General features: G+C 67.9%; 12 protein-coding genes. 3 read left to right on the plus strand and 9 right to left on the minus strand.

The window, feature by feature from the left end; translation table 11 throughout:
- Nucleotides 1–144 precede the first annotated feature (144 nt).
- The 5 genes from BWR60_RS32980 to BWR60_RS33000 form a co-directional block, all read right to left on the minus strand.
- Nucleotides 145–909 carry a DUF4214 domain-containing protein gene (locus BWR60_RS32980; protein ID WP_088157049.1) on the minus strand — a complete coding sequence of 255 codons (765 nt, stop codon included), beginning with the start codon at nucleotides 907–909 and terminating at the stop codon, nucleotides 145–147.
- Complete coding sequence (locus BWR60_RS32985; protein WP_088157051.1) at nucleotides 909–3,335, minus strand: glycosyltransferase family 4 protein; 2,427 nt, start codon at nucleotides 3,333–3,335, stop codon at nucleotides 909–911. Before BWR60_RS32985 ends, BWR60_RS32980 begins: the two co-directional genes overlap by 1 nt.
- Before the next feature lie 110 nt (nucleotides 3,336–3,445).
- Nucleotides 3,446–5,146: a glycosyltransferase family 4 protein gene (locus tag BWR60_RS32990; protein WP_088157053.1), complete on the minus strand. Its 1,701-nt coding sequence runs from the start codon at nucleotides 5,144–5,146 to the stop codon at nucleotides 3,446–3,448.
- Nucleotides 5,064–6,845 (minus strand): ABC transporter ATP-binding protein, encoded by a 1,782-nt coding sequence (locus BWR60_RS32995; RefSeq protein ID WP_088157055.1) that lies wholly within the window; start codon nucleotides 6,843–6,845, stop codon nucleotides 5,064–5,066. The genes BWR60_RS32990 and BWR60_RS32995 overlap by 83 nt, the downstream gene beginning before the upstream one ends.
- A gap of 228 nt (nucleotides 6,846–7,073) precedes the next feature.
- Nucleotides 7,074–7,289, minus strand: coding sequence for a hypothetical protein (locus BWR60_RS33000; RefSeq protein WP_088157057.1), 216 nt, complete (start codon nucleotides 7,287–7,289; stop codon nucleotides 7,074–7,076).
- A gap of 555 nt (nucleotides 7,290–7,844) precedes the next feature.
- On the opposite strand from BWR60_RS33000, the gene BWR60_RS33005 reads away from it, so the two are divergent.
- From BWR60_RS33005 to BWR60_RS33015, 3 genes are read left to right on the plus strand one after another with little or no spacing between them, the layout of a single operon-like run.
- On the plus strand, nucleotides 7,845–8,918 hold the full coding sequence (locus tag BWR60_RS33005) for a methionine ABC transporter ATP-binding protein (protein ID WP_088157059.1): 1,074 nt from the start codon (nucleotides 7,845–7,847) through the stop codon (nucleotides 8,916–8,918).
- Complete coding sequence (locus tag BWR60_RS33010; protein ID WP_088157061.1) at nucleotides 8,887–9,552, plus strand: methionine ABC transporter permease; 666 nt, start codon at nucleotides 8,887–8,889, stop codon at nucleotides 9,550–9,552. The genes BWR60_RS33005 and BWR60_RS33010 overlap by 32 nt, the downstream gene beginning before the upstream one ends.
- A gap of 30 nt (nucleotides 9,553–9,582) precedes the next feature.
- A complete protein-coding gene (locus BWR60_RS33015; RefSeq protein ID WP_088157063.1) occupies nucleotides 9,583–10,371 on the plus strand; it encodes a MetQ/NlpA family ABC transporter substrate-binding protein in 789 nt (262 codons plus the stop codon).
- Nucleotides 10,372–10,439: 68 nt separating this feature from the next.
- On the opposite strand, the gene BWR60_RS33020 is transcribed toward BWR60_RS33015, so the two are convergent.
- From BWR60_RS33020 to BWR60_RS33035, 4 genes are all read right to left on the minus strand, one after another.
- A complete protein-coding gene (locus BWR60_RS33020) occupies nucleotides 10,440–10,883 on the minus strand; it encodes a DoxX family protein (RefSeq protein ID WP_088157065.1) in 444 nt (147 codons plus the stop codon).
- Nucleotides 10,884–10,928: 45 nt separating this feature from the next.
- Nucleotides 10,929–12,077, minus strand: coding sequence for a helix-turn-helix transcriptional regulator (locus BWR60_RS33025; protein WP_088157067.1), 1,149 nt, complete (start codon nucleotides 12,075–12,077; stop codon nucleotides 10,929–10,931).
- Between the two features lie 91 nt (nucleotides 12,078–12,168).
- Entirely contained in the window at nucleotides 12,169–13,014 is an 846-nt protein-coding gene (locus tag BWR60_RS33030) for an alpha/beta fold hydrolase (protein WP_088157069.1), read from the minus strand.
- Nucleotides 13,011–13,898, minus strand: a complete 888-nt coding sequence (locus BWR60_RS33035; RefSeq protein ID WP_088157071.1) for an NAD(P)-dependent oxidoreductase — start codon at nucleotides 13,896–13,898, stop codon at nucleotides 13,011–13,013. The genes BWR60_RS33030 and BWR60_RS33035 overlap by 4 nt, the downstream gene beginning before the upstream one ends.
- Nucleotides 13,899–14,483 lie beyond the last annotated feature (585 nt).

Genomic DNA, 14,483 nt, shown 5'->3' on the forward strand with positions numbered 1-14,483 from the left:
CTTCAACCGCCCGAACAACACGCAGCCGAAGATCCTGCGACAAGGGTCCTGCCATTCATGCCGGCCTCCGATCCAGCACAAAGCTTGAATCACAGTTCACCCAAAATGGGAACTCCTCTCGAATCAGCCTTAGCGGCTAACGCTCTAGAGTTGGTCGCCGCCCTTCAATTTCTGCCGGCTCGACGAGCCGGCGTCCGCGAGAACCTGGAATTGCCTCAGGATTTCTGCGTTTTGCCGCTGAAGATCCGAGATGGCGGACGCCGAGGCGGCCTGAAGCTCTTCGATACGGTCCCGAAGAGCCAGAACCAAATCCTCCTGACTCTGGCTGCGTTGCTGCAACAGGCCTGCCAAGTTCTGCCAGGACAAGCTCATTTGCTCGCTTTGCGCCCCCTGGCGGCGGATCTCGCGCCATAACTTCGGCAGACGCCCGAGCATATACAGCCATCGCAGGGCCGGACCGAGGATCGGCACTCGGCTGACAGACTGCCATCGGCGCAGCCGCTTGAGGCCCGAGATCTTGACGCCGTGCTTCCGTCCCTCCGACGACCATCGCAGGCTGATCAGAATATCCGTCTTCGACGCTCGACCGGATCTGAGACGCTGAAGATATCGCGCCAGCCCCTGCGGGTCGGGCTCACGACGCAACAATCCCTGATAGGCCCCGCGAATGAACGCGTCGTCACCAAGCCGGAGAAACTCATCAAGCGCATATTTCTTCTTGGCCGAAATAGCCGGTGGCGCCGCGGCTGACGGCGACCATGCCCCAGCGGCACCCGAATGAACGGAAGCCAGCCCACCGGCTTGAGTCGAGGCAACTGGGGATTGCCGCCGCCGGCGCTCGACCTCCACATTGACGCGGTTGATGATTTCGTTGATCGGGGGCAGATGAGCCGGAGATGGAGACGCCATCACAGCCCCCCCTGTCCGACTACGCCTCGACCGGACACCTCCGCTCCCTCTCCACGGCCTTCTGCATGAATTCGCGCCAGGAAATTGCGTGCGATGACGGACCACCCGTACTGCTCTTCGACAAGAAGCCGGGCCGCGGCGACGCGTCTGGCCAAACCGGCCGTGCCGACTTCATCTTTCAGCTGGGCCAAGGCGCGAGGAAACTGGGAGATCCTGCTCAACTGAAGGTGAACGCCGTCGACGACAGCGATCCCTCGCGCGCCATGCGGGGTTGAGATCACGGGGATTCCGCTCGCGAAATAGTCAAGCATCTTCAGGTTGGTCCCCGACCCCGTCATCATCGGGTTGATCGCGCAATCGACCGCGCCCAGCACCACGTCCTTCGTTTCGTCGTCGACCTCACCCATGAAGCCCACATTCTCCGGCACGGCGCGGCCCGCGAAGTAGCCCGCCACGCTCCCAAGAAGCAAGAATCGCATATCGGGGCACTGGGGCGCAAACCGGAGGATTTCCTCGACGGCATCGTTGTTCGGTTGGTGCCGACTGCCCATGAAAAGTACCGTGAAGCAATCTCCAATGCCCAGCCGGCCTTTGTTGGCGGCACGAGATTTCAGCCCTGTAAAGTAAACGGATTCGAGATCGACCCCGTTCGGAACCTCGACAAACTTCGTGCCCGGCACACCGAACTTGCGCTCGAACACCTCCTGATCGGCTCTGGCACAGACAATTATGAGCTTCGCAGCATCACAGCACTCTCGCTCGACTCTTTCCGTATCCGCGAGAAGGGCTCGGGCGGTCGCGGTATCCGGCAGCATGGCTCGCTTGAGATCGATCTCGACGTTATGAGCCTCGTACCAGATCGGCTGTCTGCTCACCTCCCGGATCAAGGGAAACAGATAGGGGTGGGACGCGATGACGACCTCCGCCTCGGCCAGGGAGGCAGACAGTGCTTCCCGGTATTCCGGCGTGAGATGTGCGAGCCGCGGCATCGCCATATCGGTCACGGGCAGCCCTCCGACGTCGCGCGTCAGCGCGAGCTCCGCATCTCGGTGCGCGCTCGATTTCGGGATCCGGATTTCCCTGAGCCCTGGCGCCACCAGCCGGTCGGACGGAAGGTCGTTCGCGTTCGTGATGCACACGACATCGACATCGTAGCTTTGCGCCAGATGCCGATAGAGGTGGAACACCCGGCTCTGCCCTCCTCCTCGGGGGGGAAAGATGGGAAATGTCACAGCCACACAGAGTTTCGGCCGGTGGGCCTTCTGCGGCGTTGACTGGGCCGGTGGAATGAGAAGGGGGTCGACCGTCGCTTTCCAGGTGATCCGACTGATGCGCTGCTTCGCCGCCATCCCCATCTGAACCGCGAGGTCGGGGGACCGCGCCAGCATCGTCATTGCCTTGGCAAGCTCCCTCGGATCGGCCTTCGTCGAATAGCCGGTCCGGCCCGATTCGATCAATTCGTTCGGCCCGCCGGAATCATCGGTGGTAATCACCGGCTTGCCGCATGTCATCGCCTCGACTGTAATCAGGCCATAATCTTCATCTTTCGGCACGAATATGACAGCGCGCGCCCCCGCATAGAGATCGGCGAGCTCCGCGTCTCTCACAAAACCGAGAAATTCGATCCTCGAATCATTGCCGGCAAGATCTCGCAGCCGAGCCTCTTCCGGCCCGGTGCCGGCAATCTTCAGCTGCATGTGTATATTTGCCTGCCGCATCGCATTGATTATCAAGTCGATGCGTTTAGGCTTGTCGAGACGACTGCATGTGAAGAAATAATCGTAGCTGCCTGTATGCAGGCATTCGAGAGACGTGGGATGATGGATGGTTTCAACGGCCGCATCGGCCGGGAAATAGTCCTTGCGGTTGACGACGGTCTCGGAAATAGCGGCGAACTTTTTGACGGCGTCGCGGGATAGGCCGATTCCATCCAGCCAGTGGACGGCCTCCCGGGCGAAAGGCCCTGGAAATGCCAGCGCCTCTCCTCCTCGGTCTATAACGGCACGGATCCTGCCGAAGAATTCAGGCAGCGCATCCCGCCGCCCGCGCCATTTCTGCATGAACCGCTGCAGCGACTCGACCTCTACATCTCCGTAGTCCGGCAGTGGATCAAATCGGCCCCGAGGATACGTGTCATACAGCCCCCGCAACCTATGCTGCAGATAGCAGACATGATTATCATGCCTTATCATCCATGCCGGATACTTGGTCGAAATGACCAAATCAAAATGGCTCAGATCCAGGAAAGAAAAATTTTCATAGCTCGAAACAAGTTCCGGGAATGTGCGTTCGGGGCTCGGTATCTTAATGAGCTCCGCATCGTGCGGAGTTTCTTTATTGATGTAGCTCAACAGGCCAAGCCATAGGTTCTCGGCTCCGCCGATAGTGAATGGAACCGAGCTTGGCGCAACAATGGCGACCTTCATCTATCCCCCGAGACCTTGCATTCACCGCGCCCAGGCAGCACAGGCACATCCCGAGACCAGCCAGGCGATAGCACGTGGACGACGTGATGATACACGCTTCGACACGCCGCCTATCTTGGCGCCGCTCTGAGGTAACGCGGGTCTACGGCACGAGCGGGGCGGCCGCCCTCCGACGCATCAGCCATCGCTGCTCCGTAGACATCGCGGGCCACGTCGGACCAACGCCGGAGTTCCGCCTGCCGAATCCGATGCTCCCTCGCCGAGACATAGTCCGATGCCTGAAACGCCCGCAGGACAGCTTGCTGCAAGCTGTCATCGTCTTTCGGATCGACATACTCGGCCAGATCCCCCCCAACTTGCGGCATCGAGGACGTCTTCGAGGCGATGCAGAACTTGCCGAACCACAGGCTTTCGCCGATCGGCAGGCCCCAGCCCTCGTATAAGCTCGGGAACACGGTGAAGAGGCAGCGCTGGTAAAGGAAGGCAAGCTCCGCGTCCGTCGGCGTCTCGGCCACCGCGACCGTGCCGCCGAGATTGCCGGTCCTCGCCAGGAGATCGAACAGTTCCTCGGTACGCCAGCCGTGCTGGCCGGCCAGCACCAGGCGAGGCAGATGCGGGCCCAGCTCCGACCGCAGCCGGTCCCAGGCCCGGACCAGGGCGTAGGCGTTCTTGCGCACCTCGATGGTGCCGACGCAGAGCACGAACGGCGTCTCGGCGATCGCACGCACGGCCGGAGCCACCACGGCATCATCCGCCGCGTCGCCGGCGAACTCGTGGGCCAGCGGGGTGACCCTGGTCGGAATGCCGCTTCCCGCGGCCGGGAGGACCTCCCGGAGATCCGCCTCAGTCTGGTCAGACACGCAGAGGAAGCTCGACACATAATCCGGCGCACGGTCGAGAAACCGACGGAACTCGACCTCGTGCCCCGGCTTCGCCAGCTCCGGCAGCTTCACCGGAATGACGTCGTGGATCAGCTGGAACACCGCATTGCCCGCCGCTTTCCGTCCGGCGAGGAAGGCGATGTAGGGGTCGTTCCGCAGCGTCGGCACCGGTACGAAGATCCGGTCCGACGGGGTCAGCGTCGGCTGCGACAGGCGTCGGCCGAAACCCGACGCGACTCCGAGCCGCCAGCGCAACCGGCCAAGCTTTGCCGCCAGCCGGCGCAGCGGGGCCTTGTCCGCCCCTCCGGCGTCATAGGGAATCGCCATGTCGCGGACGAATTCGGCATGGCGGGCCTCGAAACGATAGTCGGGGCCGAGAAACGACAGATCGATCTCCACGACCCGGCGCAGCTTCGGATGCCAGGCGATGCCGCGGATCACATCCGCCCCATGCGTCGCCACCAGATGGCCCACCACGCGCAGCACCACGCGCTGCACGCCCGTGACGGTGGTGTGGCCGCGCGCATGGGGCGGATGTGATCCGCGGCATCGCCTGGCATCCGAAGCTGCGCCGGGTCGTGGAGATCGATCTGTCGTTTCTCGGCCCCGACTATCGTTTCGAGGCCCGCCATNATCGATCTCCACGACCCGGCGCAGCTTCGGATGCCAGGCGATGCCGCGGATCACATCCGCCCCATGCGTCGCCACCAGATGGCCCACCACGCGCAGCACCACGCGCTGCACGCCCGTGACGGTGGTGTGGCCGCGCGCATGGGCCAGGATCGGGGTGATGTCGCAGAACAGACGCGGCAGCCGCTCACCCGCCGCTGGGCCCCGAGCCCCCATCCTACCCCACCACCGCCACCGCGGGCTGCGCCTCGGCCTCGGCCTGCTCGTCCTCGGCCGTCTGCATCGCCCACAGCCGAGCATAGAGGCCGCCGTGCTTCAGCAGCTCGGCATGGCTGCCGGTTTCGACCACCTGGCCCTGATCCATGACGTAGATCAGGTCGGCGCCGCGCACGGTCGACAGGCGATGCGCGATCATCAGCGTGGTGCGGCCGACCATCAGGCGGGTCAGCGCGTCCTGCACCTGGCGCTCGCTTTCGGTGTCGAGGGCCGAAGTGGCCTCGTCGAGCAGCAGGATCGGCGCGTTCTTCAGCATGGCGCGGGCGATCGACAGGCGTTGCCGCTGGCCGCCGGAGAGGCGCACCCCGTGCTCGCCGATCTGGGTATCGTAGCCCTGCGGCAGGCTGAGGATGAAATCGTGCGCCGCCGCCCCGCGAGCCGCCGCCTCGATCTCCTCCTGGCCCGCCCCCGGACGGGCATAGGCGATGTTGTCGCGCACCGTGGCGTCGAACAGCGTGGTCTCCTGGCTGACCAGGCCGATCTGCTCGCGCAGGGAGTGCTGGGTGACCTCGCGGATGTCGTAGCCGTCGATCCGGACCGCGCCCGAGGTCGGGTCATAGAAGCGCGGGATCAGGTTCAGCAGCGTCGACTTCCCGGCGCCGGACGGCCCCACCAGCGCCACTGTCTTGCCGGCCGGGATCTCGACCGAGATGCCGCGCAGCGCCGGGATGGCCGGGCCATAGGAGAAGTGCACGTCTTCGAGCCGGATCGCGCCGGTCGCCCGGTCCAGCACCGCGGCGCCGGGCCGGTCGGTGATGGTCGGCTGCTTGTCGATCATGGCGAAGATGCCCTCCGCCGCGGTCATCCCCTGCTGCACCGACCCCCAGGTGTTCACGATCCGCTTCAGCGGATCGTAGGTCGAGATCAGCGCGAAGATGAAGGCGGTGAACTCGCCGGTGGTGCGGTTGCCGCTGATCACCTGCGATCCGCCGTAGAAGATCACCCCGGCGATGGCGATCCCGGACAGCACCTCCATGAACGGGGTGTTGTAGGATTTGATCCGCGTCATCCGCTGCGACAGCCGCGAGACCGCCTGGACGAAGGTCTCGGTCGACTTGATGGTCCGCTGCTCGGCGTTGTAGGCCTTGACGTGGCGGATGCCCTGGAACACCTGGGTCAGGTAGCTGGTCAGCTCGCCCATGCCGAACTGGGACTTGCGGGTCACCTTGCGCAGGTCGCGCCCGACCTTGATCACTGGTATCGCCGAAAGCGGGAAGGTGATGGAGGCGACCAGCGCCAGCCGCCAGTCCATGTAGAACATCGCCACCAGGAGGCCGATCAGGGTGGTGGCATCGCGCCCGATCGATGCGGCGCTGGTCGAGACCGCGCTCATCACCGCCTGGACGTTGTAGATGAACTGGCTGACCAGATGGCCGGAGGCGGTGGCGTGGAAGCTGGCCAGGTCGTCCCAGATCTTCTGGCTGAACATGCGCATCTGCAGCTCGGCGACGATGCGCCGGCCGATGCTGTTCATCACCACGGTGAAGCCGTAGGTCGCCCCGCCGCGCACGAAGAAGATGACGACCACGATGATCGAGATCGGCATCAGCAGCTCGGCATTCTTCGCGGTGAAGATGCCGTCGAGTGTGTGCTGCAGGGTGAAGGGGATCGCGGAGGTCGCAACCGCGGTCGCGCCGAGGCACAGGAAGGCCATCACGAAACGCCCTAGATGGCCCCTCATGTGCTCGCGCAGCATCCGCTTCGCGATCTGCCAGTCCGTCATTTGGCCAGTCCGCGGTCCGATGGCCGCCTGCGATCTCTTGCTCATGGGGTGCTCATATAGCGCCGTCCGGCCGATCCGCCAAATGACAGTCGTGTCAGATGCGGAATGCGGACAGGGCGCCGCAGCCCGCCGCGGGCCGGTCGGCACGGCTGCGGCGGGCGGGCGCCCTGTGCTGTCTCGGAGCCGTAGCCGGCCCTCGACGGGCGGCCGCGGCCAGGTCTTGAAGCTTCAGCGGCGATAGGTGCCGCGGGCGATGGCGTCGAAATCGGCCGGGCCGATGCCCAGCTCGTCCATCTCGCGCCGGTCGAGCTTCAGCAGCTCGCTGTAGACCCGGTTGTACTCGCGGCGCTCGGCGACGCGGCGGGCGACGGCCGCGCGGAGGCGGGCGAAGGCGCCGGCGGGACGGGTGGCGGCGGGGGCGAAGTCCAGAACGTCGATATGCATACTTACCTCATCTGCCGGCGAGACCGGCCTCTCTGTGTTCTCCTGGTGCATCCCTAATGTAGGACGTCCGCGCCGCGCCAGGATCGGGCTTTTTGCAGCGCAGCAATGGTAAGCATGCATGACATGAAGTTGACATGATCGGCCGCGATCAGCCGCCGATTAGCACGAAATCCGAACGTGAAACTCAGAGATCCACAGACAGCATGGCGCAGTTTGTTGACCTGACCGGAGTGGCGCTATATTTAAGGGGCAACGGACCGGCCCACCGCCAACGGGCCCGCGGCGATTTGATGGGAAGCAGCTTGCGCCCGCGTCACCAACCGCTAAAGCGCCACGATGCAGGTCGTGGTTCCCTCGGCGAGACGAGGCAGGACACGACGATGACCAGGACGGCCCCCCACAGCCCTTTCGCGCACCGGACGCTTGCCACAGGGCGGGCGACCGCGGCGTCGATGCGCTGTCGCCGCGCCTGATCCGGGCCATCGCCCGCGGCCGCCCTGCCCCGCCGGCCGGCCCTGTCCCGCCCCGCACCGTTCCACTGCTCCGGCACCGTCCATGATCCGTCTCGATTCCATCTCCAAGACCTTCACCCGCTCGGGCCAGGCCCAGGTGACGGCGCTGGCCGACGTCTCCCTGACCATCGAGCGCGGTGAGATCTTCGGCGTGATCGGGCCCAGTGGCGCCGGCAAGTCGACGCTGATCCGCCTGATCAACCTGCTGGAGCGGCCGACCACCGGCACCGTCACGGTCGACGGCACTGAGCTGACCGCCCTGCCGGAGACGGCGCTGAGGGCCGAGCGGCGGAAGATCGGCATGATCTTCCAACATTTCGCCCTGCTGTCCTCCCGCACCGTGTTCGACAACGTTGCCCTGCCGCTGGAGCTGGCCGGGCTGGACCGCCGCAGCATCGCGGCGCGGGTCGACCGCCTGCTGGAGCTGGTCGGGCTGACCGACAAGCGCGACCGCTATCCGGCCGAGCTGTCGGGCGGGCAGAAGCAGCGCGTCGGCATCGCCCGGGCCCTGGCCAGCGAGCCGAACGTGCTGCTGTGCGACGAGGCGACCTCTGCCCTCGACCCCGAGACCACGGCCTCGATCCTGCAGCTGCTGGCGAAGATCAACCGCGAGCTGGGCCTGACCATCGTGCTGATCACCCATGAGATGGCGGTGATCAAGGCGATCTGCCACCGCGTCGCGGTGCTGGAGCAGGGCCGCGTGATCGAGGAGGCGCGGGTGTTCGACCTGTTCACCCGGCCGCAGACCCCCACATCCCGCGCCTTCGTCGCCAGCGTCACCGGCGCCGAGTTGCCGGAGGCGCTGGCCGCCCGTCTGTCCAACACGCCACTGTCCGAGGCGCCGCTGGCCGGCGGCGAGACCGTGCTGCGGCTGGTCTTCGCCGGATCGCAGGCCGGCACCACTGCGCTGGGCCAGCTGGCCCGGCGGTTGGGCATCGACGCGGCGCTGCTGCACGGCCGGGTCGACAGCGTGCAGGGCGCGCCCTTCGGCACCCTGATCGTGGCGATCCCCGGCGGGCCCGAGGCGGCGCGGCCGGCGATCGACTTCCTTTCCTCCCTCAAGCTTTCCGTCGAGGTCCTGGGCCATGTCCCCGCAACTCTTCGCGCTGCTGGCTGACGCCGCCTGGGCGACGCTGTACATGGTCGCGGTCTCGGCCGCGATCGGCACGCTGCTGGGTGGCCCGATCGGCATCTGGCTGGCGACCAGCGGCAAGGGCGAGCTGTTCGCGGCGCCGGCGGCCAACCGCATCGCCGGGCTGGTGGTGAACGCCACCCGCTCCACCCCCTTCATCATCCTGGTGGTGGCGATCATCCCGTTCACCCGGCTGGTCGCCGGCACCTCGATCGGCACCACGGCGGCGATCGTGCCGCTGACCATCGCCTGCGTGCCCTTCATCGCCCGGATCATCGAGGCGGCGGTGCGCGAGGTCGACCAGAGCCTGGTCGAGGCGGCGAAGGCGATGGGTGCTTCGCCGCTGCAGATCGTGCGCAAGGTGCTGGTGCCCGAGGCGATGCCGGCGATCGTGCTGGGCCTGACCCTGACCGTGGTCAGCCTGATCGGCTATTCCGCCATGGTCGGCGCGGTCGGCGGCGGGGGGCTGGGCGACCTCGGCATCCGCTACGGCTACCAGCGCTTCATGCCGGAGATGATGGCCGCGGTGGTGGTCGTGCTGATCCTGTTCGTGCAGGCGGTGCAGATGGCCGGCGACCGGCTGGCCCGCCGGGTCAACAAGCGGCAGCGCCAGGCCTGAGCCGAACCAATCCGTTTCGAGGGGAAGAGAATGAGGCTGAAGACGATTCTGGCCGCGGTGGCGTTCGCCCTGGCCGTGGGAAGCGCCGGGGCGGCGTCCGCCGAGACCATCCGGATCGGCGTCACGCCGGGGCCGCATGCCGAGATCCTGGAGCAGGTGAAGCCGATCGCCCATGCGAAGGGCCTGGACATCGAGATCGTCGAGTTCTCGGACTATGTCGTGCCCAATGCGGCGCTCGACACCGGTGAGCTCGACGCCAACTCGTTCCAGCACGAGCCGTATCTCGTGAACGAGATCGATAAGCGCGGCTACAAGCTCAGCAAGGTGGCCAACACCGTCACCTTCCCGATCGGCATCTACTCGAGGAAGATCAAGGCGATCGGCGAGCTGCGCGACGGCGCCAGGGTCGGCATCCCGAACGACCCGACCAATGGCGGCCGCGTCCTGCTGTTGCTGCAGTCGGCCGGGCTGCTCAAGCTGGCCGACGGTGTCGGGCTGAAGCCGACCGTGCTCGATATCACCGGCAACCCGAAGAACCTCCAGATCATCGAGCTGGACGCGGCACAGCTGCCGCGGTCGCTGGACGACACCGACATCTCGGCGATCAACACCAACTACGCGGTCGAGGCCGGGCTGGACCCGGGCAAGGACGCGATCCTGCGCGAGGCGGCCGACAGCCCCTATGTCAACATCATCGCGGTGCAGACCGCACGCAAGGACGAGCCCTGGGTCAAGACCCTGGTTGAGAGCTACCACACCGACGCGATCAAGCAGTTCCTGGCGGAACGGTTCAAGGGCGCCGTGGTCGCGGGCTGGTAAGCGCGCCGACCATTGGACGAACGAAGGGCGTGCGGCCGCTGGGTCGCGCGCCCTTCTGCTGTGGGGGATCAGCCCTCGCCGGGGCCGCTGTCGAGGGAGTGGCGGCCGCCGCCCGTGCCGGCGATGAACAGGAGCCCGCCGAGCACGGCCAGGTTGCTCATGAAGATCGCGAAATCGAGCTCGAACCGGCTCGGCGCCGACTCCCAGAACGGGTGGAAGAGCACGGTGGCGACGATGGTGAAACCGGCCAGGGCCAACGCCGCCAGCCGGGTGTGCCAGCCGAGCAGCAGGAAGGCGCCGGCGACGATCTGCAGCGCCGCGGCGGCGCCGAGCAGCAGCTCCGGCTGCGGCAGGCCGCGGCCCTGCACCATCGCCACCATCGAGGCCCATTCCGGGATCTTGGAGAGGCCGGCGGCGAAGAACACCAGCGCCAGGCAGAGTCGGCCGGCGAGCTGGATGAGGTCGAGCCCGGAATTCCGCTCGGTGTTGTGTACGACCATGGTTGAGGACATGAAACGGTTCGCTTGTGCTGTCGTTATGGGGCCAAGCTAAGCCGATCATTGTGGCCGCGCCGTGTCGGCCATCACACCGGCGGCGCGGCGGACCAGCCGGCTCTCGCGCGCCAGGTCGGTCAGCAGCCGGATCAGCGGCCCCTGCCGCCGCGTGCCGGTCTTGTCGAAGACCGAGCGCAGCTGGGTGCGCAGCGTCTCGCGGCTCAGCTCCAGCCGCTCCGCGATCTCGGACAGGGAGAAGCCCTCATGCAGGGCGGCGGCAAGCCGCACCTCGGCGCGGCTGAGGCCGAACAACGCCGGCAATATGTCGCCGAAATCGTCGCGGCCGCCGCCGCCGGGGGCCAGGAACAGCGCCGCCGCGGCCTGCGGCGCGGCGAGCGCGGCCGGGCGGCAGTCCGGCAGGCGGCAGGCGCTGGCGATCAGCGGCACCCCGGCAGCCAGCAGCTTGACCCCACCGGACCGCGGCCCGGGCTCCAGCGTCGCCGCGATCAGCCCGCGCAGCGCCGCGGCCTCGCCAGGATCGGCGGACCGCAGCCGGCGGCCGCGCAGCTGCAGCCGGCCGCTCTCGATCAGCCGGTCGGCCAAGGCGTTGACATGGACCACCCGCCCGTCGGCGCCGAGCAGCACCACCGCCCGGTCGAAGCGGTCAAGCACGTCCTCGGCGGCCCGGGCCCGGCCGGCCAGCCCCTCGATCCGCTGCATCAGCGCCAGGGACCGGCGGATATGCGGCACCACTAGGTCGAAGCGCCGCACCTCTTCCGGCGTGAAGGGGCCGGCCCGGCGGGGGCGGCGCACGCTTATCCCGGCGACGCCGGCGAAGGCCGGATCGATCGCCCCCATGGTCCAGCGGCAATTGCTTTCGTCCAGGAAGGCGCCGAAATCCTGGCGGTCGAGCCAGGCCGGGTCGACGACATGATGGCAGGGCTGCACGGTCGGCGGCAGGCGCCGCCAGGCCGGCAGGCGTGGGTCCTGCAGCGCGTAATCGCGCAGGTACCGGGCGTGCGCCGCGGCGTCGTAGCCGACGGCGACGTTGAAGAACGGCGCCGGGGCGCCGGCTTCGAACACCAGGATCTGCGCCACGTCGCCGCCGGCCCAGCGGCAGATCTCGGTGAGGGCCTGCTGCCACGCGGCGGGATCGGTGCCGGCATCGTAGACGCGGCCGATCAGATCGCTGAGAGGATCGATTGTGTCCATGCGGCCTCCGCCGCGTTCCGGCTGCCATCCCACTCGAGGCCTGCCCGGCCGGGACGGCAAGACCGGGTGGCCGCCGCCGGCCGCGACAGACTCACCCGGCCGCCGCGATCTCCCCGATCCGCCGGTTCACCTCCGCCGCCGCCTCGATCGGCAGCATGTGGCCCTGGCCGGGGATCAGGTGCACGGCCACCGCGGACGGCAGGAAGCCGGCGTGGTCCACCGGCAGGATCGCGTCGTCCGTGCCCCACAGCACCTGCATCGGCCCCTTCAGCTCCGCCAGCCGGTCGCGCAGCACCAGGCGCTGGCGGCCGGGGGCGAAGCACTGGTCGGCCAGGCGGCGCAGCGTCGCGCGCACGCCCGGGCCGCGCAGCGCCGTCAGCACCAGCTCGCCCAGCGCCGGCGTGACCAGGCCGGGATCGGCATAGAGCGGCCGCAGCGCCGCCGCCAGCGTCGCCGGGTCGTCGGCGGCCAGCAGCCGGTCGATGAAGCCGGTGTCGGCCTCCGGCCCCAGCCCGGCGGAGGCGATGAGGGTCAGCGAGGCGGCGCGGCCGGGATCGGACAGCGCCGCCTGCAGCGCCACCGCCCCGCCCAGGGAATGGCCGGCCAGATGGGCGCGGCCGATGCCGGCGGCGTCGAGGAAGGCCAGCAGCGCCTCGGCCAGGCCCGGCACGCCGCCGGCGCCGAGATCCTGCGACGAGCCGCCATGGCCGGGCAGGTCGAGGGCGTAGACCGGGTGGCGGGCCGAGAGCGGCACCTGGTTGGCGGCCCAGGTCAGCAGCTCGCCGCCGAAGCCGTGTACCATGACGATCGGCGTGGGGACGATCGGGGCGCCCTGCCCCGCGCCCATGCGGCGGTAGCGGATCGCCCGGCCGTCGGCCAGGGTCGCGATCTCGGTGCGGACGCCGCCGGCCGTGGCCGGGTGGAACGATCGGCTCACTCCTCGATGCCGGCGAGGCGGAACTGCAGCTTGTGCACGGCATTGGCCTGCAGCTCGCCATAGCCGGCGACCAGGGCGGCGCGATACAGCTCGGCCGTCAGGGCGGTGCCGGGCATCGGCACGCCGCTGGTGCGGCCGAGATCGAGCATCAGCCCGATATCCTTGGCCATGTTCTTGAGGTGGAAGGCCGGCGAGAAGTCGTTGGCGAGCGTCTTGCGCGCGGCGCCGCGGATGACGCCGGAGGAGCCGCCGAAGCGGTCGAGCACCTCGATGATCCCCTCCGCCGCCAGCCCGTTCTTGCGGGCCAGCGCCAGGCCTTCGCCCAGCGCCGCGGTCTGCGCCGCCGACAGCAGGTTGCCGATCAACTTCATCACCGCGCCGGCGCCGCTGGGGCCGAGATGATGCACGCCGCCGGACACCGCCTCGAGGATCGGGCGCGCCGCCTGCAGCGCCGCAGCGTCGCCGCCGACGATGAAGCCGATGCTGCCGTCCCAGGCCTGGTCCTTGCTGCCATAGACCGGGGCGTCGAGATAGGCGTGGCCGGCCCGGGCCGCCGCCTCCGCCAGGCTGCGCGACACCGCCGGGTCGGTGGTGGTGCTGTCGATCACCACGGCACCCTTGGCCGCATGGGCGAAAGCGCCGTCGGGGCCGAGCAGCACGGCGCGCTGGGCGTCCGGGCCGGTGACGCAGAGCATCACCCGGTCGCGGCCGGACGCCGCCGCCGCCACCGAGCCGGCACGGACGAATCCGGGATGGCCCGTGATCTCCTCCGGCAGCTCGGCCGTGCTGCGGTTCCAGGCATGCACGCGATGCCCCGCCTTCAGCAGGTTGCGCACCATGCCCCGGCCCATCAGGCCGAGGCCGAGATAGGCGATCTCCGCCATGCTCCAGATCCTCCCGTCGCGCGGGGCCGGTCCGGCGCCCGCCGCTCATTTATCCTACAATTGACGGATCGTACAAAGATCGAGCCGGAAGGCCAGCCTGCAGAAGGAACGGCAGGGCTGCGGAGCCCTGCACAAGCCTGCGGGAGCCTCGGCGCGGCCTGCCACCCGCCGCCTGGCGAAGCCCTTACCGCGTCATCCTCCCCTCCCCTTGCGGTACGGTATCTACAGATCGAGTGGCGGTAGCGAGTGGCGGGTCTACGAACAGATGACCTCTCCCGCTTGCGGGAGAGGTCGGACATCCGAAGGATGGCCGGGTGAGGGCCAGCGGTCTCGCCAAGCACACGAATCTCGCCGTGAGCGAGCGCAGGATGTGTCCTATCCGGAAGCGACGATCCTGGCATCGCCGCCGCAAAGCCCTCACCCGGAGCCGCTTCGCGTCTCCGACCTCTCCCGCAAGCGGGAGAGGCAACGCGCGCTGCCCTCGATAGATGTGTGGAATGCCCCCCTTGCGGGAGGGGGTAGGGTGTTCTCTCTGTGAGAGCCGGCGACCGCCGCCCAGGCCCCCCGGCCAGCCCGCCGCGCGAA

Origin of the sequence: Inquilinus limosus, from assembly GCF_002195995.1 — a bacterium.
GTDB lineage: Bacteria > Pseudomonadota > Alphaproteobacteria > DSM-16000 > Inquilinaceae > Inquilinus > Inquilinus limosus_C.

Bases quoted from the DNA above. Each gene is read 5' to 3' on its own strand.
- BWR60_RS32985 (WP_088157051.1), bottom strand. From the start codon at position 3,335: ATGAAGGTCGCCATTGTTGCGCCAAGCTCGGTTCCATTCACTATCGGC.
- BWR60_RS32980 (WP_088157049.1), bottom strand. From the start codon at position 909: ATGGCGTCTCCATCTCCGGCTCATCTGCCCCCGATCAACGAAATCATC.
- BWR60_RS33015 (WP_088157063.1), top strand. From the start codon at position 9,583: ATGAGGCTGAAGACGATTCTGGCCGCGGTGGCGTTCGCCCTGGCCGTG.
- BWR60_RS32995 (WP_088157055.1), bottom strand. From the start codon at position 6,845: ATGACGGACTGGCAGATCGCGAAGCGGATGCTGCGCGAGCACATGAGG.
- BWR60_RS33005 (WP_088157059.1), top strand. From the start codon at position 7,845: ATGATCCGTCTCGATTCCATCTCCAAGACCTTCACCCGCTCGGGCCAG.
- BWR60_RS33020 (WP_088157065.1), bottom strand. From the start codon at position 10,883: ATGTCCTCAACCATGGTCGTACACAACACCGAGCGGAATTCCGGGCTC.
- BWR60_RS33010 (WP_088157061.1), top strand. From the start codon at position 8,887: ATGTCCCCGCAACTCTTCGCGCTGCTGGCTGACGCCGCCTGGGCGACG.
- BWR60_RS33000 (WP_088157057.1), bottom strand. From the start codon at position 7,289: ATGCATATCGACGTTCTGGACTTCGCCCCCGCCGCCACCCGTCCCGCC.
- BWR60_RS33025 (WP_088157067.1), bottom strand. From the start codon at position 12,077: ATGGACACAATCGATCCTCTCAGCGATCTGATCGGCCGCGTCTACGAT.
- BWR60_RS33035 (WP_088157071.1), bottom strand. From the start codon at position 13,898: ATGGCGGAGATCGCCTATCTCGGCCTCGGCCTGATGGGCCGGGGCATG.